At 61.0% G+C, this 18,904-nt stretch carries 19 protein-coding genes; 5 read left to right on the top strand and 14 right to left on the bottom strand.

Going from position 1 to position 18,904, the window contains the following annotated elements; all coding sequences use genetic code 11:
• The first annotated feature begins 17 nt into the window (after positions 1-17).
• The 3 genes from AV059_RS05865 (at position 18) to AV059_RS05855 (ending at position 2,171) form a co-directional block, all read left to right on the top strand.
• Positions 18-1,481, top strand: a complete 1,464-nt coding sequence (locus AV059_RS05865; RefSeq protein ID WP_058992990.1) for a DHH family phosphoesterase — start codon at positions 18-20, stop codon at positions 1,479-1,481.
• Positions 1,482-1,577: 96 nt separating this feature from the next.
• The gene (locus AV059_RS05860; protein WP_058992987.1) at positions 1,578-1,811 is read left to right on the top strand and encodes a hypothetical protein; all 234 of its coding nucleotides are present in this window, start codon (positions 1,578-1,580) and stop codon (positions 1,809-1,811) included.
• A 42-nt stretch (positions 1,812-1,853) separates the two neighbouring features.
• Positions 1,854-2,171: a DUF5783 family protein gene (locus AV059_RS05855; RefSeq protein WP_058992985.1), complete on the top strand. Its 318-nt coding sequence runs from the start codon at positions 1,854-1,856 to the stop codon at positions 2,169-2,171.
• A gap of 66 nt (positions 2,172-2,237) precedes the next feature.
• Here the strand turns inward: AV059_RS05855 and AV059_RS05850 are convergent, their stop codons facing one another.
• Both AV059_RS05850 and AV059_RS05845 read right to left on the bottom strand, forming a co-directional pair.
• Complete coding sequence (locus AV059_RS05850) at positions 2,238-3,314, bottom strand: DUF4350 domain-containing protein (RefSeq protein WP_058992983.1); 1,077 nt, start codon at positions 3,312-3,314, stop codon at positions 2,238-2,240.
• Position 3,315: 1 nt separating this feature from the next.
• On the bottom strand, positions 3,316-4,242 hold the full coding sequence (locus AV059_RS05845; RefSeq protein ID WP_058992981.1) for a S49 family peptidase: 927 nt from the start codon (positions 4,240-4,242) through the stop codon (positions 3,316-3,318).
• Positions 4,243-4,365: 123 nt separating this feature from the next.
• On the opposite strand from AV059_RS05845, the gene AV059_RS05840 reads away from it, so the two are divergent.
• On the top strand, positions 4,366-6,375 hold the full coding sequence (locus AV059_RS05840; protein ID WP_058992979.1) for a heme-binding protein: 2,010 nt from the start codon (positions 4,366-4,368) through the stop codon (positions 6,373-6,375).
• A 30-nt stretch (positions 6,376-6,405) separates the two neighbouring features.
• On the opposite strand, the gene AV059_RS05835 is transcribed toward AV059_RS05840, so the two are convergent.
• Together AV059_RS05835 and sufU are read right to left on the bottom strand one after the other, a co-directional pair.
• The gene (locus AV059_RS05835; RefSeq protein ID WP_058992978.1) at positions 6,406-7,164 is read right to left on the bottom strand and encodes a trans-aconitate 2-methyltransferase; all 759 of its coding nucleotides are present in this window, start codon (positions 7,162-7,164) and stop codon (positions 6,406-6,408) included.
• A 56-nt stretch (positions 7,165-7,220) separates the two neighbouring features.
• Positions 7,221-7,649 carry a Fe-S cluster assembly sulfur transfer protein SufU gene (gene sufU, locus AV059_RS05830; RefSeq protein WP_004964685.1) on the bottom strand — a complete coding sequence of 143 codons (429 nt, stop codon included), beginning with the start codon at positions 7,647-7,649 and terminating at the stop codon, positions 7,221-7,223.
• Positions 7,650-7,810: 161 nt separating this feature from the next.
• On the opposite strand from sufU, the gene AV059_RS05825 reads away from it, so the two are divergent.
• On the top strand, positions 7,811-8,293 hold the full coding sequence (locus AV059_RS05825; protein ID WP_058992976.1) for a dual specificity protein phosphatase family protein: 483 nt from the start codon (positions 7,811-7,813) through the stop codon (positions 8,291-8,293).
• A gap of 16 nt (positions 8,294-8,309) precedes the next feature.
• Here the strand turns inward: AV059_RS05825 and AV059_RS05820 are convergent, their stop codons facing one another.
• The 10 genes from AV059_RS05820 to AV059_RS05775 form a co-directional block, all read right to left on the bottom strand.
• A complete protein-coding gene (locus AV059_RS05820) occupies positions 8,310-8,849 on the bottom strand; it encodes a cupin domain-containing protein (RefSeq protein ID WP_058997463.1) in 540 nt (179 codons plus the stop codon).
• Positions 8,850-8,960: 111 nt separating this feature from the next.
• Complete coding sequence (locus AV059_RS05815; RefSeq protein WP_058992974.1) at positions 8,961-10,208, bottom strand: aminotransferase class V-fold PLP-dependent enzyme; 1,248 nt, start codon at positions 10,206-10,208, stop codon at positions 8,961-8,963.
• A 224-nt stretch (positions 10,209-10,432) separates the two neighbouring features.
• Positions 10,433-11,812 (bottom strand): nucleotide sugar dehydrogenase, encoded by a 1,380-nt coding sequence (locus AV059_RS05810; protein WP_058992972.1) that lies wholly within the window; start codon positions 11,810-11,812, stop codon positions 10,433-10,435.
• Positions 11,796-12,788 (bottom strand): Gfo/Idh/MocA family protein, encoded by a 993-nt coding sequence (locus AV059_RS05805; protein WP_058992971.1) that lies wholly within the window; start codon positions 12,786-12,788, stop codon positions 11,796-11,798. Before AV059_RS05805 ends, AV059_RS05810 begins: the two co-directional genes overlap by 17 nt.
• On the bottom strand, positions 12,781-13,854 hold the full coding sequence (locus AV059_RS05800) for a DegT/DnrJ/EryC1/StrS aminotransferase family protein (protein WP_058992969.1): 1,074 nt from the start codon (positions 13,852-13,854) through the stop codon (positions 12,781-12,783). Before AV059_RS05800 ends, AV059_RS05805 begins: the two co-directional genes overlap by 8 nt.
• Positions 13,851-14,435 carry an acyltransferase gene (locus AV059_RS05795; protein ID WP_058992967.1) on the bottom strand — a complete coding sequence of 195 codons (585 nt, stop codon included), beginning with the start codon at positions 14,433-14,435 and terminating at the stop codon, positions 13,851-13,853. Before AV059_RS05795 ends, AV059_RS05800 begins: the two co-directional genes overlap by 4 nt.
• Positions 14,436-14,680: 245 nt before the next feature.
• Positions 14,681-15,706 (bottom strand): GNAT family N-acetyltransferase, encoded by a 1,026-nt coding sequence (locus AV059_RS05790; protein ID WP_058992965.1) that lies wholly within the window; start codon positions 15,704-15,706, stop codon positions 14,681-14,683.
• Positions 15,707-15,733: 27 nt separating this feature from the next.
• Positions 15,734-16,813, bottom strand: coding sequence for a GNAT family N-acetyltransferase (locus AV059_RS05785; protein WP_058992963.1), 1,080 nt, complete (start codon positions 16,811-16,813; stop codon positions 15,734-15,736).
• Positions 16,810-17,733, bottom strand: coding sequence for a glycosyltransferase (locus AV059_RS05780; protein WP_058992961.1), 924 nt, complete (start codon positions 17,731-17,733; stop codon positions 16,810-16,812). Before AV059_RS05780 ends, AV059_RS05785 begins: the two co-directional genes overlap by 4 nt.
• Positions 17,734-17,787: 54 nt before the next feature.
• A complete protein-coding gene (locus AV059_RS05775; protein WP_058992959.1) occupies positions 17,788-18,780 on the bottom strand; it encodes a glycosyltransferase family 2 protein in 993 nt (330 codons plus the stop codon).
• Between the last annotated feature and the right edge of the window lie 124 nt (positions 18,781-18,904).

The raw sequence follows: 18,904 nt of genomic DNA, 5'->3' as shown, positions 1-18,904 counted from the left end.
CACCTATCCCCGGTACGATGACTACGACCGGCCCCGTTCCAGCGCTCGCCGACCGCGCGGCCGCCTGCGCCGACCGACTCCGAGCGGCCGACCGCGTGTTGCTGGCCTCCCACATCGACGCCGACGGGCTGACCAGCGCCGCCATCGCCACCGCGGCGCTGTCACGGGCCGGCATCCCCGTTGAAACCGTGTTCAAGAAGCAACTCGACGCCGCCGAAATCGAGAGTATCGCGGCCCGTGAGTACGACACCGTGCTGTTCACGGATTTCGGGTCCGGCCAGCTAGACGTTATCTCCGAGCACGTCGCCGCCGGCGATTTCGAGGCAATCATTGCCGACCACCACCAGCCGTCGGACCCGGACGACTGCCACCCCGACGCGGTCGTCGACACCGACGGTTACGCCGACTTCGAGACGCATCTCAATCCGCTGCTGGAAGGCATCAACGGTGCGTCGGAGCTTTCGGGTGCAGGCGCGGCGTACGTCCTTGCCCGCGCACTCTCGACCGGAGAGACGGACAACCGAGACCTCGCCGCGCTGGCGGTCGTCGGCGCGGTCGGGGACATGCAGGCCGTCGGTGGCGAACTCGTCGGAGCCAACGCCGGTCTCGTCGAGGAGGGAATCGCCGCCGATGTGCTTCAAGAAGGGACTGATCTATCGCTGTACGGCAAACAGACCCGGCCGCTGCCGAAACTGCTCGAGTACGCCACGGAAGTCCCGATACCAGGCATCTCGAACGACCAGGCCGGCGCGACGCGGTTCCTCGAAGGCCTTGGGCTGGATCTCAAATCCGATGATGACTGGCGCACGTGGGCCGACCTCTCCGACGACGAGCGTCAGACCGTCGCCAGCGGGCTGGTCCAGCGTGCCGTTGAGCGCGGCGTCCCGGCGGACAAGATAGAGACGCTCATCGGCACGACCTACACGCTGACCGCGGAACCGCGCGGAACGGAACTCCGGGACGCAAGCGAGTTCTCGACGCTTTTGAACGCCACCGCCCGCTACGAGCGAGCGGATGTGGGGCTGGCAGTGTGTCTCGGCGAGCGTGACGCGCCGCTTGAGCGGGCGCGGACGCTACTGTCGAACCACCGGCGGAACCTCTCGGAAGGCCTCACACTCGTCAAGGAGCGCGGCGTCACGCCAGCGGGGACCGTCCAGTGGTTCGACGCCGGAGACGCCATCCGCGAGACCATCGTCGGCATCGTCGCCGGGATGGCGCTGGGAACCGACGGCGTCGATTCGGACAAGCCTATCATCGCATTCGCCAGCACCGACGAGGACGAGACGAAAGTGTCCTCGCGGGCGACCGGCCCACTGGTCGGCCGGGGCGTCGACCTGTCGGTCGTGATGCGTGATGCCGCCCAGTCCGTCGGCGGCGACGGCGGCGGGCACGACATCGCGGCGGGTGCGACTATCCCGGCTGGGGAGGAGTCGGCGTTTATCGAAGCGGCTGACGAGATTATCAGCGACCAACTGTCGTAGCGGAGACATCCCGGGCCGCGCGACGGCGCAACGTCCGACACCCACCGCCAGTATCAGCAATAAAAGCTATACGTCCGCTTCTCCGAACACCCCACGATGGACTCTCGGGGCCTGTTCGATATCGCACTCGTTGTCGTCGCTGGCCTGCTAGCCTACACTGAGACGTTCGGCTTCGCGAACCCGCGGACGACGCTACAAGAGATTCTCACAGCTATCGCCGGGCTGGACATCCGCGTCTTTCTCGTCTTGGGTGGCATCTTCGGCATCTGTTTCGTCGCGTACCTCACGATGTACCTCCCTCGGAAGGACGCACGCACGATACAACGCTGAACATCGGGCCATCTTTATCCCCAGCCCCGTACCGTTCTGGCAATGACAGAGTTCGATCCCGAGAAGTTCGAAGACAAGTACGCGAACTACTTCCCGGAACTGCAGAAGGCCTACAAGAACGCTTTCGAGCGGATGAACGACACGTACGACTCTGAACTGGTCCACGCGATCGACCAGCAGATCCTCAACGAGTCGGAGCCGTTCTACGATGACGGCGATTTCAGTGTTGAGCTCCCTGAGAACGCGACAGAGCGGCTCTCTGCGGTTATTGTTGACGACGAGAAACTTGACGCCGTGCTCTCCGAATACGTCGACGAGATTGAACGCGAACTGCGCCGCGTGTTCGACATCGACGACTGACTGTCCTCGCCGCGGTTCGACGGTTTCTGGTTGCTGGTATACCCGAGAAAAAGGCGTGGTGACGCCCTACTCGTCGGACGTCATCGTCTCATTCGGTTCGGGAGCTGGGGTTGAATCGGGTTCGGACGGCAACGCGCCGCCACCGCCCACTCCGGTACCGGGGAGCGATCCGCCAGGCCCAGACTGGCCGGATTCCTGGGTTTGTGGCGCGTCTTCGGGTGATTTCTCGCCCGTAACGAGGAAGTCAAGCAGGTTCCCGACCAGTTGCTCGTTGTCGGCCCGGTAGAGGAACTCCTGCGTGAACACGTTCGTGTCACCGACAGTGACGACGTTCCCCGAGCGGGCAACGACGCCGTACGTGTCCTGTCGCCGGGTCTTCGAGAGCGTGGTCTGTTCCGTCGTCGTGAGGGCGGTGTCGCCGCCCTGGACGGGGATCGCGGCGTAGAAGACTGTTCGGTCGACGCCCGCTGTGAGTTCCGTATCTCCTGTTGGCGTGGCGTAGACGTTCTGGTAGTTGGTGTCGTACTCGTGCATATTGTACAGGTAGCCGTTCCCGTACGAGAGGCCGTACTGGCTCGCCAGTGGGGCCATCGGCATGGTCACGCTATCCGACCGAATCGGGCCGAAAAGCCCCAGTCCGGCGGGACTCGCCTGTGACGGCTCGTTCAGCAAGAGCACGCGACCGCCTGCATCGCTGAACGCTGAGAGGCCGTTCAGTTCGCTCTCGGTGTAGCGCTGTTCTGCGCCGAGAACGACGAGGGCGTCAGCCGAACGGAGTGACTCGTTGAGCGGGCTCCCACTCTGTCGCTCACCGACGTGGTAGCGCACCGTCGCTCCGTTCTCGGTCAGGGTTGAGACGAGCGGCGTGAGCGCTTCGCGGTCGATATCGCCGGCGTGAGCGACGTCGACAACGACGACCTTCCCGGACGCGTCGGCCGACATCGAGAGGTCACCGCTCTCGTCCGCCGGAGTTGCGACGCCCTCGCCGCTGTTGAACGACGGGGCGTTCACCTGATTTACATCGGGAGCCGATTGTGCACCGCCACCGATCGCGACGGTGCCGACAATCACCGACAGGACGAGTATCCCAACGAAAAACCCTGCTCGGATGACTGGACTCGAACGTGAACTATCGGCTGCCATTTCAGGCACCTCCCTGTGCGGTGCTGTTGTAGATGACCCGTTGATTCTCCGGCGTGCCGTATATCATGAGGAAGTGGACTGTGTCGACGCCCTGGTACGTGTACGGTGCGCCTTCGGCAGCGACAGTCGCGTTCCCACTGGCTCCACTTCCGCCACTGAGGAGGAATATCCCCTGTGGGTCCGCGGGGTTGTGGTATACGACCTGATACTCCGAGAGACCGGCCTCTTCGGCCGCGCCGGCTATCGCGGCTTCGAGTCCACCGATTTCATCCGCATAGCCGGTCTGGACTGCGCGACCGCCCTGATAGGCCGACGCTTCAGCGACAGTCTCGCGGGAGACGTTGAGCCTGTCACCGCGTTCAGTCATGACCGCACCGACGAAGGCTCGCTTCATCGATTCGAGGCTCGCGTAGTACTGGTCACGCGTCATCCCTCGATGGGCCTTGTCGGGCCCAGTGGTTGCGGATGCACTCAGGCCATCGCTCGGCGCGGTTCCGATGACGCCGACGTGCCCAACGAGGCTGGCCGGCGTCACGTAGATGCGGTCGCTCGGGACCGCGGTGTAGTACGCACCGGAGGCGGCGTACTGGTCGACGCTCGTGTACACCGGCTTCTCCGCCGAGAGCCGCTTGACGGCCAGATACATCGACTCACTGGAGGCGGCGCTCCCACCGGGGCTTGATATCCGGAGGACGACCGCTTCGACTGACTCGTTGCTGCGGAGTTCGCGGAGCTCCTGTACCGTGTCCTGTGCGCTAGAACCGGAAATCGTTTCGTCGATGTTCACTACAGCGACGTACTGTTCGTCACCCTCGGCAACCGACGCCGCATACGGTACGACGGCGGCACCAATGAGAATGGCAATAACCGCAAGTACCGTGTACGACTGGAGGGCAACTGCGACCCGTCTATCGATTGGGTTGTTCATGCGACAACATAGATTCGCTGTCACGTTGGACTAATAAAAGCATACCCTGAACTGCTGGCCCAGAAGTCGCCGTCCCGGAACGACATGAGAAGTTTCCTTACTATCGACCTGCAATCGATATCTATGGACCAACGCAAGCCGCCAGCCACGGAAGAGGGCTGGTACGCGCTGCACGATTGCCGGAGTATCGACTGGGACGCTTGGCGCGACGCTCCCCAGCGAGTCCGCGATCGTGCGCTCTCGGAGGGGATCGGCTTCCTCGACGCCTACGAAGCCGTCGAAGACGCCGAGGAGGGGCAGACGGCGGTGTACACCGTCATGGGCCACAAGGCCGACATCATGATCCTCCACCTGCGGCCGACGATGGGCGACCTCGACGCGGCCGAACGCCATTTCGAGCAGACGGAGTTCGCCGCCTTCACCGAGCAGGAGTTCTCCTACGTCTCCGTGACGGAGGCCTCGGGCTACACCGAGAAGTCCCGCGAGTACTTCGAGGGCGAGGTGGACGACGACTCCGGGCTGGCCCAGTACATTCAGGCCCGGCTCCATCCTGACGTGCCGGACGAGGAGTTCGTCTGCTTCTACCCGATGAGCAAGCGCCGCCAGCCCGACCAGAACTGGTACGACACCTCCTTCGAGGAGCGGGCAGCCCACATCAAACGGCACGGCGACATCGGCCGTGGCTACGGGAGCGAGGTGAGCCAGATGATTGCTGGCTCCATCGGCTTTGACGACTGGGAGTGGGGCATCACGCTCTGGAGCGACGATATGCGCCACATCAAGGAGCTGCTGACGGAGATGCGCTTTGACCCCTCGACCTCGCAGTTCGCCGAGTTTGGCCCCTTCTATGTCGGCCGGAAGTTCGACCCGTCCGAGCTGCCGGCCGTGCTGGCCGGCCAGCGGGTGCCGACCGACGACGCGTCGGTTCCGGAGACACCGGCGGACGTCGCGGAACATGAGCACGCGCCGGCCGATGCCGGTGCGAGTCACAGCCACGCCGAAGAGCCCACAGCGAGCGACGCACAGGCTGGGGCACACGCCGGCGGTGACACCGGCAGCCACGGCGGGACCCATCCCGGAAGCGCCAGCGAGGGCGACCATCCACATTCCGAGGAGTCGTCCGACGAGGACGACTCGGGGTCGTCGAGTAGCTCAGGCGGCCGGCCGGATGTTTCAGCTGACTTCGAAGAGATAGACGACGCCGCACAGCGGCTCGGTCGGCTGGGGCTGCACGAGGGCGACGCGTACGACGCCGGGGACTACGCGCTGGTGTTCCACTCCTCTGCCGATGCGGAGGATATCGTTGACGATGTGTCCGACCTCGAAAGCAACTTCGACCACTACGACCGCCACGTCCGGACGGCCGTGCGTGCCGACAGTGGTCAGACCTACGTCGTCAGCATCTGGACGGCGAAAGACGCCGCCGAGACGGCAGCCGGGTTCCTGAAGGATATCGACGGTGTCGAGGAACAGCTCGGCGGCTCCCTTGGTGAGGGTGCCGAGGGCAGCGAGACTGCGGACGACGGCGACGCCCAGACCGCTGAATCGTCTCAATCCATCCGCGAGACGCTCGAATCAGCGGGCGTCTACGCCGGGCAACCGCACGGCGAGGACGTGTACGCACTGGTCGTGTACTCCGAAGCCGACGCGGAAACGCTCGACGAGGAAGTCACGGACCTCCGGAGCGCGTTCGATCGCTACGACACCCACGTCCAGACGACGGTGTACGGCGACACCGACGGCGATGTCGCGGCCGTTGCATCGCTGTGGGACACCGAGGACGCCGCCCAGACCGCCAGCGACTATCTCACTGACCTCCCCGGCGTCGTCGGCCGTCACGGCGAGGGCGACGGGTTCGGGACGATGGGGATGTTCTACACGGTCAAGCCCGAGTACCACGACGACTTCGTCGAGAAGTTCGATACTGTCGGTGGTCTGCTCAAAGAGATGGACGGCCACCGCGAGACCTCGCTGCTGTTCAACCACGACGACGAGAATGATATGTTCATTGCGAGCCAGTGGGACTCACAGGAGGACGCGATGGCCTTCTTCCGCTCCGATGACTTCTCGGAGACGGTCGACTGGGGTCGGGACGTGCTGGCCGACCGCCCGCGGCACGTGTTCCTGGCCTGACGAACGGCCACCAGTCAGCCTACTTCTCCGCTATCGACCGGCGACGAGCCGCAGCCGTCGGTAGTCTGCGACCCAGGTGTCACCGTCGAAAAGCGTCGGGCGGAGCCGGTCCTCGACAGCCGACAGCACTGCCGCTTGCTCGCTATCGTCGACACCAGCGAAGAACTCATCACCGAACATCTCAATCCAGTTCTGGAGCCCGTCTTCACCGCCGTCCAGCGGCGTCGGTCGGTCGAATAGCCGTGAGAACTGCAGTTCGAGCCCGTGCGCTTCGACTCGCGGCGCGTACTCGCCGATACTCGGGAAGTACCAGGGATGACTGGCGTCGTAGCCCCGTGCATCCAGTTCGGCGATGAGTGCGTTGGTTATCGCGGCCACGTTACCGTGTCCGCCGAACTCCGCGACGAACCGTCCGCTCTCGGCCAGCGCGTCGGCAACCGTCGACAGGACCGAGTCGTGGTCGTCACCGGGAATCCAGTGTAGCGCTGCGTTCGAAAATACCGCGTCGAACAGCCTGCCGGCGGTATAGGACCGCACGTCCGCCTGCTCGAACGTGAGGGTCGGATAAGCGTCTCTGGCCTGTGCGACCATCTCCGCCGACGCGTCGATGCCGACCACCTCGGCACCGCTGTCTGCGATTTCCGCCGTCAGATGGCCGGTGCCACAGCCGACATCCAGTACCCGCTCGCCGGGGTGGGGGTCCAGCAGGTCGACGACCGACTGACCGTGCTCGTGGACGAACCCGTGGCGGTCGTCGTAGTCGTCGGGGTCCCAGTCGTTGCCTGGCATGGCCTGTGCTATCCCGAGATAGAGTCAAAAGAATACCGACGGTGGTTCTGCCCGCGTTAGTCGTCGTCTTCGGTCACCGTTCGGTCGATGTCTTTCTCACCGAAGAAGATGTCCGCTCCGTCCTGGGCCACCTTCTCGGCAAGAACAGCACACTTGACGCGCATCGGCGAGATGTCGACGCCGAGCATCTCTGTGATATCGTCGCGGTCCATCGCTTTCAGGTCTTCGACCGCCATCCCAGCTAGCTCCTGTGAGAGCATCGACGCGGAGGCCTGTGAGATGGCACAGCCATCGCCCTGGAAGGCCACCTGCTCGATGGTTTCCTCGTCTTCGTCGAGGACGACATCCATCCGTATTTCATCGCCGCACATCGGGTTCTCACCGATGTGGGTAAACGTTGGGTCCTCGATTTCCCCGTAATTCCGCGGGTTCTTGTAGTGATCGAGGATCTGCTGCCGGTACATATCCGAGCCACCGATACCCATAATTAAACTATGATACGGCTGTCAGTCGGAAAAACGTTCCGAGGTATCGATTCGCACGTCTGCTGTCCCGCGAGCGGAAGCGCCCTGGCTGCCTGAGCGGTCCGGCAGGCTCCCCGCCGCCAGTAGGTAATATTTACTGCCACCGTCCGTTCTGTCAGCCCGTGGGAGAGAACAACGCTCCGTCTCCGACTGACCATGCTGTTCGACCCGTGGGGTTCGTCAGCGACGAACCGGTGGTTCGCCAGATCGGCAACCGGGCGCTGTATCTCGGTAACAAACACGCGGCACGGCCCGAGGCACACGACCGGTCCTTCGAACACGTGCTTTCGGCGACAAGCGAGGCCTACCCCCTCACGACCGCCCACCACCCGCTTATCGACGGTGCAGGCAACGAATGGACGGCGTTCGAGGCAGCCGTCGATACCGCCCGGCGCTTCGTCCGAGCGGACAGCCCGGCGCTGATTCACTGCAAAGCCGGCGTCTCCCGGAGTGCAACGCTGATTGCGACAGCTATCGCTGCCGAAGAGAACCGGCCGCTTTCCGACGCGCTGGCGGCTGTCCGGGCAGCCCGACCGATTGCGACCCCGAACCCGGCGCTGTATAAGCTAGCCGTCATTTATCTCGCTGCAGACGAGTCCCACTAATCAATGCCCAGTGGACCTACTCTGTGACGGCGTTCTCGTCTTTCCTGACGACTTCGTCTCGGACCCGGTCGACCCACAACGCAATCGGCCAGTCTTCTGTCTGGTACGGTTCAGCGCCTTCGAGCAATTCGAGGCGTCCGACAGAGTCCGGCGGCATTGTGACCAGTCCCTCGTGACCGGTTTCACCCACTGCCTCGATCTTGTGTCGGGCCCCACCAGGTAGATAGACGAACTCGCGTGGTTCAGCCCGGAGCACCTGCTCGCTTCCGTCTTCGCGTTTCAGCGTGTATCTGGCGGCCCCATCGAGACACAGACACACCTCGTCGAAACTGGGCGCGTGAGTGTGCCAGTCGATGACCGCGCCAGGGTCCATCTCGAAGTACAGCAACTTGAATTCGTTCGTGGTACACACCGGATACGTCCGGATGTCGTCCCCGCCTTGTTCGAAGTGGCTGGCGTCGTCGAGCGACACCTTGTACATCGTCTGCTCGGGTAGGTGCGTATGATCGAGCGATGCTGGCGTCAGCGGCCGCTCCGTTTCATCGGTATCAGTCATCGTCCCGACAAAAGTCATCGGCGGAGTGTCATATAGCTGCCGTGCACATCGGCGCTAGATTACAACTGAAAATACCACCTGTTGCATCCCATATAGAGACTGAGCGTGCGATTACGCGAACAACTGCCGCGCGTCGTCGATAGCACTGACCAGTTTGTCCACCTCTTCCCGCGTGTTGTAGATGTAGAACGAGGCTCGCGCGGACGCTGGGACGCCCATCTTGTCGTGGAGGGGCTGTGTGCAGTGGTCGCCGGCGCGGATGGCGACGGCGGAGTCGTTGAGGATCGACGAGAGGTCGTGGGCGTGGACCGAATCGAGGTTGAACGAGACGAGGCCACCGCGCTCCGTTCCCGCCGACGGACCGTACGTCTCCACGTCGCCCTCTTCACGGAGCTGTTCCAGCGCGTACTGGGCGAGCTGTTCCTCGTGGCGCTGAATCCGTTCCATGCCGATATCGTCGAGGTAGTCACAGGCCTCGGCCAGCGCGATGCCCTGCGCGATGACTGGGGTGCCGGCCTCGAACTTCCACGGGAGATCGTTCCAGGACGCGTCCTCGAAGGTGACTTTCTTGATCATCTCGCCGCCGTAGAGGTACGGCTCCATCTCCTCGAGAATATGTTTCTTGCCGTAGAGGACGCCGATGCCGGTCGGACCGGCCATCTTGTGTCCTGAGAAGGCCAGGAAGTCGGCGTCGATGGCTTCCACGTCGACCGGGCGGTTCGGGACCGACTGCGCGCCGTCGACGAAGATATACGAACCGTGGTCGTGGGCGATATCTGCCAGTTCCGAGACGGGGTTGACTGTGCCGAGCGTGTTCGAGACGTGGACGACACTGACCATCGCGGTGTCGTCGGTGATAATCTCGCGGGCGTGGTCCATGTCGAGCGTCCCATCCTCGTCGACGCTGATGTATCGACAGGTCGCACCGGTCTTCTTGGCGATTTGCTGCCACGTCACGAGTGAGGCGTGGTGTTCCATCTCTGTGAGAACGACCTCGTCTTCGGGCCCGAGTTCGTTCAGGCCCCAGGCGTAGGCGACGAGGTTCTCGCTCTCAGTGGTGTTCTTGGTGAACACGATTTCCTCGCGCTCGCCGGAGGCACCGATGAACTCAGCGACGCGGTCGTGGGCGTCCTCGTAGGCGACGCTGGCCTCCTGACTGAGCTGGTGGAGGCCGCGGTGGACGTTGGCGTTGGTCGTTCGGTAGTAATCGGCGATGGTCTCGACGACCGGCTCGGGCGTCTGCGTAGTGGCCGCGTTGTCGAGATACACCACTTGCTCGCCGCCGAACTCGCGCTGGAGGATGGGGAAATCCTCGCGGATACGCTCCACGTCAAGTACTTCAGATTTAGCGTGTCCCATTAGTTCTGTTCAGGGGCTCAACAGGCAACATTCCTTCGGTCGCAGGTATTAGGGAACGGTCCGGGGAGAACGCGGCTAGTCCACACGACAGCCTGCAGACGGACTGGTGAACAAGAGTTCGCTCCACCGTACAGGGGCCGTGTGGATGCGTCGTGGCGTCCCGGCACGTGGACTGGCCGGGGTAGTATTTTTCTCGGCGGAACAGCTGACTGGATTGTCTGCGTTTACTCTACGTTTCCGCGCCCGACAGTGTAGACACGATGGTTGGTTTCAGACAGCGTCAGTGTGTCCCGCCCGGCGATGACGACTGAGCCCGCTGGTCGGCCCATCGAGCTCCAGTCCAGTGCCTCGAATTCGTCGTGCGGTGTAACCATGATGATAGCGTCGTAGTCCCGCTCTGTCGCCTGTTCAAGCGGTAGCTGATCGAGGTCGAACTCGGCGGTATCGTCAAGAAGGGGGTCAATCCCATCAACATCGGCCCCAGCCGCCGACAGCCGCTCTGCGATTGGCCGGGCTGGCGATGTCTGTGTTTCTTCGACACCGGGCCGATAGGTCAGCCCAAGCACAAGGACGCTGGCCGCGGCCAGTTCGACGCTGTCGGCGGCCAGTTCCTCGCGGAGTTTCTGGACGGTAAACACCGGCATCGAATCGTTGACCTCGCGTGCGGTCTCAAGCAACGGCGTCTCAGTGTCAAACGGTTGGATGAGGAAGTGGGGGTAGACTGGGATACAGTGGCCACCAACCCCTGGTCCGGGATCATGGATGTCACAGAACGGTTGTGTGTTGGCAGCCTCGATTGCTGCCCGAACATCGACGCCGAGCTCGTCGGTGAATGTCGCTAGCTCGTTTGCCAGCGCGATGTTGACATCACGGTATAACCCCTCAAACAGCTTGACGCATTCGGCAGTGGTTGCGTCGGCGACAGTGATAACACCGCTGTCATTGATACTCGCATAGATACACTCGGCTAGTCGGGTACTTTCATCGTCGACACCCCCAACGATCTTCGGGTACGCGCCGCGGATGTCCTGGATAGCGCGTCCACTCGCGGTTCGCTCGGGACAGAATGCGACACCGAACGCATCGGTGTCTAACCCGGATGCTGCAGCCACGCTGGGCTGGACGCGGTCAGCAGTTGTCCGTGGTGGAACAGTACACTCTATGATGATGAGATCGCCGGGTTCGATACCCTCCGCAAGCCCATCGATTGCAGCGTCAAGCATCGAAAGGTCGGGCTCAGACGTGTCCGTAAGTGGCGTCGGGACGATGACAACGTGAACGGTCGCTGCAGCCGCTGCAGCGGCCGGGTCAGACGTTGCGCAGAGGTCCCCGGCGGCGACACAGTCTGCCACCAAATCGGGCAGGCCCGGTTCGCGCTGGACGTGGCAGTTACCAGTATTAACACTTTCAACGACTGCCGGATCAATATCGACACCGATGACAGCACCACAGACATCAGCAAACACACCAGCTAGGGGGAGCCCCATCTTGCCGAGTCCGTACACTGCGACCGTAATCTCACCGTTTTCAAACGCGGCTTGAACCCGTTCAGAAGTGGCGTTGTTCCCGTAAACGCCACCTACTGACTCAGTCTGTCTGTGCATTGGTGATAAACTCTCCTTCCGAAGGTCCCGCGTCGAATGCTTTTCGATCAATAGTCTGTGCTAACTCGACGGCTCTGATTCCGGCCTCACCGTTGACACGGGGTTGGCTGTTCGTCTGTACAGCATTGAGGAAGGACTCAAGTTCGCGCTTGAGTGGTTCACCGGCCCGTACTGCTGGTTTCTCGACAATACTCTCATGACGGTACCGAACCTCGTTGTCCGTGGCAACGTACTCCGGAACTGACTGGCGATGGACTTCCAGCGACTGATCGATGAAGTCAGCGGTCACGTAACAGGAATCAGCGGTGATTTTGAACTGACGGATTTTCTTTTCCGTGACCCTGCTTGCCGTCAGCGAGCAAATAACACCGGAAGCGAACTCTAATGTGGCCGTCGCGTATCGGCCCTGCGCAGCGCCGCTGACCTGAATATCTGACACCGAGGATGGCAGGAGATGACAGACCAGATCAATGTCGTGTATCATGAGGTCAGTGACTGCCGAGTCCTCGACGGTGCGATCAACTGACGGCCCTAGCCGCTTGGCCGAAACAGAAATAACATCAATATCTGCGAGGACCTCCTCTAAGACCTCTGCCACAGGATTGAACCGCTCGATATGACCTACCTGAAGAGTCACGCCCGCGGCATCCGCACCCTCGATGAGGTCACGTCCGGTCGTGGTCTCCGTAACGAACGGCTTTTCAATCAACATCCCAGTACCAGCTTCAATACACTGTCGAGCAACCTCAGCGTGGTACCGCGTTGGGACGGCGATTGAAACCGCATCGGCTTGCCTACACAGTTCCGCACTGTCGCAAGCTCGGACCCCATTTTCGTCAGCGATCTGCCTTGCTCGGTCTGCGTTGGCGTCAGCAACGCCGATCAGCGTCGCCCCGGAGAGCTCATTATACACACGAGCGTGGTGCCGACCCATTGCTCCGACGCCAATAACACCGACATCGAGCGTCTCATCCATACGTCTGGACCACCTCCGCCACTCGCCTGATCTCACGTTGCTCCAGCGCCGGATGAATCGGCAGGGAGCATACTTCCGCAGCCGCTCGCTTCGCTTCGGGTGTGTCGGCAGTAACACCGCTGTATGCTTCCTGTTCGTTGATCGGTGTCGGGTAATAAATACCGTATCCGATATCGTGGGCGGTGAGATGGTCGATTAACCCCTCCCGATCCTGACAGCGGACCGTGTACTGATTGTACGCGTGCTGTCGGCCGGACGGCTCGACTGGTGTGGTCAGGTTAGTTTCCGAGAGTGCATCCGTCAGTATCGTCGCGTGTTCACGCCGCGTCGCGACGTATTCCCGAAGACAGTCTAGTTGTGCAAGGCCGATGGCGGCAGCGATACTCGTCATCCGGAAATTATGCCCAACCTCCGTGTAGCCGTCGTCGCCACGACCGTGGTTGACGAACCGTTCGGTCCGGGCCGCGACCGCGGGGTCATCGGTGACAACCATCCCACCCTCGCCAGTAGTCATGTTCTTTGTTGGATAAAAGGAGAAACACGCCACATCGCCGAGACTACCGACCGGCTCACCGTTGACGGCCGCTCCATGGGCCTGTGCCGCGTCCTCCACCAGTGGTATGTCATGTTCGTCAGCGATCCTGCGCAACCTGGTCATGTCGGCAGGCAACCCGTAGAGATGGACAGCGATGATAGCGTCGACGGCCCCACTGTGGGCCGCAATAGTCTGCTCAACACTATCAGGGTCCAGTGTGTACGTTGCTGGATCGATGTCGGCAAACACCGGGTCCGCGCCGGCGAGGCGAACTGCGTTCGCGCTCGCAATGAACGAGAACGGCGTCGTCAGGACACGATCGCCACTTCCAATGCCAAGCCCCTCCAGCGCGGCGTGGAGGGCTGTCGTCCCGTTGGCGGTAGCAACGGCATGCGAACCCTCACAGTGCGTGGCGAATTCGGTTTCGAACTTTCGCACCTGTGGGCCATCTGCCAGTTGCCCGCTATCGAGCACTGATTGCACCCGCTCGCGCTCCGCATCCCCAATGTCGGGTGTGGCGAGGTCAATCATTGCTCTATCCTGTTTCGTGTCTCCAGTTCAGGCGGCAGTGGTTCGTAGGTGGCCGGGACGCCAACCGCCAGGCTATTCGCCGGAACATCTGTCGTGACGACTGCGCCCGCAGCAACAAAGCTGTGCTCGCCAACAGTCACATCGGGTAGTACTGTAGCGTTCGCTCCAACAGTGACGCCGTCCTCGATGGTTGGCCCCGACAGTCCACCCCCGTTGCGTACAGGGTACCGGTCGTTTGTCAGGACTGCATGTGGGCCGAGGAAGACGTTGTCCCCGATAGTCGTCTGTGATGGGACATATGCCCCCGTCTGCAGGCTGACATGAGAGCCAACGTCCGTCTTCCCATCAATAACGGCGTTTGTTCCAAGTACGACATCGTTGCTGATGGTTGTCTGCTCCCGAACCAGTGCGTTGTGTCCGGTGACAAACGATGCTCCAATGGCGACGTCACAGTAGATGACTGTCCCCGGCCGTACCGTTGCCCCTGTGCCGAGGACTGCCGGTGAGACATCGTCACTGTACTCGTACCCGACTGTCGCCTGTGGGGAAATAGTTGCGCTCTCACCCACTTCAGCACGCATAGAGTGCGATACCTCCACTCACCCCGCCGCTCGAAAACACGTTGTTCAAAAGGAAGGAAACCAGCATATTGCTGGCCGAGTACTGCTCTCCGTTCCACCAACAAGCCCTATTGTTAGAAGGCATATCCGAGCAGCCATTTTTACTATATAAACTTTATTATAAAGCATATATTTTAATAATACTATCATACTCGGCAGTAAGTTATTCTTTGCAACAAATACGTATATAGACACGCCCTGTAAAATCAGGAGTGCCGTGCAAACCACCGGTACAGTTGCAGTAGTGAATCGATACCGGCTCCGCTCCGCTCCATAGAGTAGAACCCGGTTAGCTCGGGCCCGAAATGCAGCTTATATCTGTTTAGACGAGGATCGCCTGCGCCCACCAGTTCATAGGCTGTTCGCCCTCGCTCAATCGCATCAGTAATCCCCCGCCAGATGAGCAACTCATTGACCGGAAGGTCGACATGGTCGGGGGGCTTGACGTTCCCAAGCCAGCCCGAAATCGTCTCCCCATCATCATAATAAATGTGTCCGCCGACGACCTCGCCATCCACTCGGAGGACGTAGGGACGGATTTGTCCCGGTTGCAGCGCTTCGTAGAGCCGTCCGGGAAACCCAGTGGGAACGGGGAACGGCTCGCCCTGCTCGTTGTATCGGCTTTCGACGCGGTGCATCACCGTCTCGGTCGCGTCGAGCCCTTCCTCAGTGATCGTGTACTCGGTCTCCGACTCCTGCCCGATACGGAGGCGTCGACGCGCCTCGCTGGTGAACCGGTCTCGAACGGCCTCCTTTCCACCAGAGAGGTCGGTGACATACGTATACTCCGGCTGCACTGTGCAGTCATTCCACTTGAACTGCCGGACATCATCAAGCTCGGTCGGTGTCCGCACCCGGAGGTACTTCGGGTCAATCGTGTTTTCGATGTACTCGAAGGCTGCATCGATGAACCCCTGCCGGCGTCGTTCACGCTTGCGTTGCTTTGGGTCCCCTCGAACGACGAACGCTGGACCAAGTCGGGGAATCCAGAGGTTCGGTGGTGGCGAAAAAACAGCACTGAACGGCCCCTTCCGAAGCTCAAAGATCGGAAGGACGCCGATCGGCTCCTGTCCCTTGAACCCCATCAGTCGATGGAGTTCCGTCCCTGAGTCGGCTGCCAGTTGCTCTAGAGCCGCACACTGGTGAAAGGCAGTAGCGTGTGGCGAGTGTTCAAGCGCGCTATCCCACTCTTCATGTCGGTCTGTCCCGACACGCTCGATCTCGATACTCATTGTCGTGGTTGGGTTTCAGCTGTCATCTCAGTAGTTCTGCTCGCGATAGAGCCGACGTCCGAATTTGAACGCACGCCAGGCGACCGCCGAAAGCCCTCTGTCCCACTGGACGATTGGGCAGACCGCCGGTCCGTACTGTGATTTATACGTAAACAATCCGTCTCGGAAATCCGCACCCGTCGCGCCGAAGTCGTAGCTATCGAAGCCAGCGTCGATGGCCCACTGAATGGCTGCGCCATGGAGCTTCTCGGACGTTCCGTACTCGTAGGCTGATGTCTCCGGAACTGCCGAAAAGTAGTATCTGAGGGATGACTGCTCCTCGTCTACGATACAGATGTGCCGGCCGAGGGTATCGCCGTCGCGGCGAGCAGTAAACACCTCGATCCGGTCATCCATATGTTCGGCAAGCGCCTCAAAGAAGGCCATTGGAAAGCTGTCTGCCCCGATTCGCTGCATATTCTGAACGTAGTCGGCATGGACCGAGGCCAGCGTCGGGCCACCGAGGTCAGTACGTTCGACGGTGACTGCGTCGCTGTGTAGTTCCGTCCGTCGTGTCCGATCCATTCCAGACTTGATACGTTCCCAGCCGGGGGCAAGGTCAAGCACGAGCCGGCACGACGTGACTGTCGATTCGTACCCCTGACCGATGAGGTACTTGCTGTATCTGTTCTGGGCTGGGTTCCCGGTCCGTATTTTGTGTGAAAGCGCCTGTCGCGGCGCTGCCGTTGTGAGTGCTGACAGCATCGCATCGAGGGACGCCTCATGATCTGTGGCGATTACCGGACCGCCAGTACCGGGATGGAGTGACACCAGACGGTCAGTTGGCAACTGCGAAGCCGTCGCTTCCACAATCCGATTGGGGCCCGGTACATCCGCCGGATCGGGGGCTGCAACCGGTACCAGAACAGTTGGAAGCACGGCGATCGGGTTCGATCCTTTCGTCACGACCGCGTGATAGGCTGGACGGTCAAGCCCTGCTTCGACTGCCTGAAGCCACTCGTGCCGGTGGAACACCGTTCCGAGGTCCGACTGTGTGACGAGATTGTTCCACTGGTTCGCGTTGACGTCTGTAACCGTATTGTGGATCGTCGTCTCGTGGGCAGTCATGTACACCTCCGGTCGATAGCTGAGCGGTACACGGCAGTCAGACGCTCTGCCATTCGATTCAGACGTAACGGCTCAACAGCGGCCCGTCCGTCGACAGTCTCTGATGACTGGAGGGCCGCTGTAAGTGCCGTCGTGAGTTCTTCGTTGTCTGCACAGACTGCAGACCGAGAGACTCCATCGACCAGACTCGCGACGTCGCCGACATCCAGCGAGAGCACTGGTGTATTACACGCCAGCGCCTCTTTGACTGCGTTCGGTGACCCTTCATGGGTTGAGGTCAGTATGAGCGCATCTGCAGCGTTCATATATATCGGGACCTGTTCGTGGGCGACCCCATGGACGACCTCAAGCGATACCGGAGTGTCGAGTCGCTCATTAACCGCATCTACGACACGAACCGCCCGGGGGTGGTCCTTTTCGGCACGGTCGGGGTCGTAAGGAAACAGCACGTGATAGTTGCCGTCATCCCAGCCCACCGTCTCTCTAGCAGTCTCCTTCTGGACTGGCTCGAACTGCTCGAAATCGACGGAATGAGGGATCAAATGGCACGGTTCTCCAAGCGCGTCAGCCATGGTCGAGGACATCACGACGACTTCGTCGGCAAGCGTGGCACACTGGCGGCTCAGCCAGTCGTACTGGCCGAAAATGTCCGATCCCCATAACGACAGGACAACCGGACGAGCTGGCTGTGCCAGTGCCATCGGCGCAGTCAACCCATAGTTGGCGTGGACAAGGTCGTATTGCCATGGGAAGGCACCGAGCGATTTTATGTAGAACCTGAGATACGCCATCGGCGACCGGGTATCTTCGTCGCCACCGGGCACCTCCAGAACCGTACAGCTGACGCCGTGCCGCTCCAGCGCTTCGACCTGCTTGTGAAAAAACGGCCGCCGGGTTGTCACAAGCTGCAGAACGTTCATCGGGATTCAGTCCCCTTCGCGGCAGAAATGGCCGCCAGATCGCGATAGACATACTCAGTCACGTACTCCCACCTCTGTCCCCGGACTCTTCCGGTGATCAAGGACCACCCCGAGCGAAAAGACGATGACGCCAAACAGGTTTGCGAGCGCTGCGGCTGTAAATCCAGTGTCCTGTGTGAGCCCCAGTACGGCGGCGACCAGTCCGACGCAGATCGCACTGAAACCAGCCACATAACACAGTACGAGCGGGTAGATCCCCTTCCGGACGTATGCTCGGTCCAGCCGTGAGCAGAAGTTCCGAACCAACAGCCACGAGACCTTTGGGATGTACTCCCGATAACGAATACTCGATTCGGCTTCATCGTACTTCGCTGGCATCGGGACATCTGCAACCTGCATCTCACTGACGCTGAGTTCCACAAGCAGATCGTTGCAGTACCCGTAGTACTCGTACATCTCGTCAAGGTCGATCGCCAATAACGCCTGCCGTGAGATCGCTGTATACCCGTTCTGGGGGTCTGTTATCCCCCAGTAGCCCGAGGCGATTCTTGTCAAAGCTGTGAGGATCGCATTGCCGACAAGCCGGGCACGAGGCATCGCTTCACGATACGCGGGTCTATGGAGGCGGTTGCCCTTTGTGTAGTCCGCCTCGCCGTCGATGATCGGATCGAGAAATGAGTCGAGAATAGCTGGGTCCATCTGTCCATCACCGCCCATCACGGCAGTCACGTCAATGTGATCTTCCAACGCATGGCGGTACCCCGTTTTGATCGCGCCACCGACGCCGCGATTGGTTTCATGGCGTATCGGGCAGACTCGCTGGTCAAACCCACCATCTGTTTGTATGGTCTGCTCCGGGCTGGACGGGGCGTCTGCCCGGTCCAGCCTTGCGTGTGCCAGAATTTCTGTCCATGTGTCGTCCGTTGAGCAGTCGTCGATAGCGTAAATACGGTCGACGTACGCCGGAACTGTATCAATAACAGTCCCGACAAGTCCTGCTTCGTTGTAGGCTGGGACAACCACGCCAACAGTGTGTCCTCTATACATCCTCACCCATCAAGCTGAGACAGTCGACCGGCCCCACCAAGGCCCCGCTCGACCGCTTCGCACATATGTATAGTGTCATATCTATCTGCTAACTCCCACAGATAGTGTGGCGATGGCTGACTGT

It is taken from the genome of Haloarcula sp. CBA1127 (assembly GCF_001485575.1).
GTDB lineage: Archaea > Halobacteriota > Halobacteria > Halobacteriales > Haloarculaceae > Haloarcula.
Note: the sequence above shows the minus strand (reverse complement) of the source record. Positions and strands in the feature narration are given on the sequence as shown.

What these genes read in the sequence shown, in the direction of transcription:
- AV059_RS05805 (WP_058992971.1), bottom strand. Translation starts at nt 12,788, where the DNA reads ATGGATGAGACGCTCGATGTCGGTGTTATTGGCGTCGGAGCAATGGGT.
- AV059_RS05790 (WP_058992965.1), bottom strand. Translation starts at nt 15,706, where the DNA reads ATGAGTATCGAGATCGAGCGTGTCGGGACAGACCGACATGAAGAGTGG.
- AV059_RS05835 (WP_058992978.1), bottom strand. Translation starts at nt 7,164, where the DNA reads ATGCCAGGCAACGACTGGGACCCCGACGACTACGACGACCGCCACGGG.
- AV059_RS05845 (WP_058992981.1), bottom strand. Translation starts at nt 4,242, where the DNA reads ATGAACAACCCAATCGATAGACGGGTCGCAGTTGCCCTCCAGTCGTAC.
- AV059_RS05780 (WP_058992961.1), bottom strand. Translation starts at nt 17,733, where the DNA reads ATGAACGTTCTGCAGCTTGTGACAACCCGGCGGCCGTTTTTTCACAAG.
- AV059_RS05815 (WP_058992974.1), bottom strand. Translation starts at nt 10,208, where the DNA reads ATGGGACACGCTAAATCTGAAGTACTTGACGTGGAGCGTATCCGCGAG.
- AV059_RS05810 (WP_058992972.1), bottom strand. Translation starts at nt 11,812, where the DNA reads ATGCACAGACAGACTGAGTCAGTAGGTGGCGTTTACGGGAACAACGCC.
- AV059_RS05775 (WP_058992959.1), bottom strand. Translation starts at nt 18,780, where the DNA reads ATGTATAGAGGACACACTGTTGGCGTGGTTGTCCCAGCCTACAACGAA.
- AV059_RS05860 (WP_058992987.1), top strand. Translation starts at nt 1,578, where the DNA reads ATGGACTCTCGGGGCCTGTTCGATATCGCACTCGTTGTCGTCGCTGGC.
- sufU (WP_004964685.1), bottom strand. Translation starts at nt 7,649, where the DNA reads ATGGGTATCGGTGGCTCGGATATGTACCGGCAGCAGATCCTCGATCAC.
- AV059_RS05795 (WP_058992967.1), bottom strand. Translation starts at nt 14,435, where the DNA reads ATGCGTGCTGAAGTGGGTGAGAGCGCAACTATTTCCCCACAGGCGACA.
- AV059_RS05850 (WP_058992983.1), bottom strand. Translation starts at nt 3,314, where the DNA reads ATGGCAGCCGATAGTTCACGTTCGAGTCCAGTCATCCGAGCAGGGTTT.
- AV059_RS05800 (WP_058992969.1), bottom strand. Translation starts at nt 13,854, where the DNA reads ATGATTGACCTCGCCACACCCGACATTGGGGATGCGGAGCGCGAGCGG.
- AV059_RS05840 (WP_058992979.1), top strand. Translation starts at nt 4,366, where the DNA reads ATGGACCAACGCAAGCCGCCAGCCACGGAAGAGGGCTGGTACGCGCTG.
- AV059_RS05820 (WP_058997463.1), bottom strand. Translation starts at nt 8,849, where the DNA reads ATGACTGATACCGATGAAACGGAGCGGCCGCTGACGCCAGCATCGCTC.
- AV059_RS05785 (WP_058992963.1), bottom strand. Translation starts at nt 16,813, where the DNA reads ATGACTGCCCACGAGACGACGATCCACAATACGGTTACAGACGTCAAC.
- AV059_RS05855 (WP_058992985.1), top strand. Translation starts at nt 1,854, where the DNA reads ATGACAGAGTTCGATCCCGAGAAGTTCGAAGACAAGTACGCGAACTAC.
- AV059_RS05865 (WP_058992990.1), top strand. Translation starts at nt 18, where the DNA reads ATGACTACGACCGGCCCCGTTCCAGCGCTCGCCGACCGCGCGGCCGCC.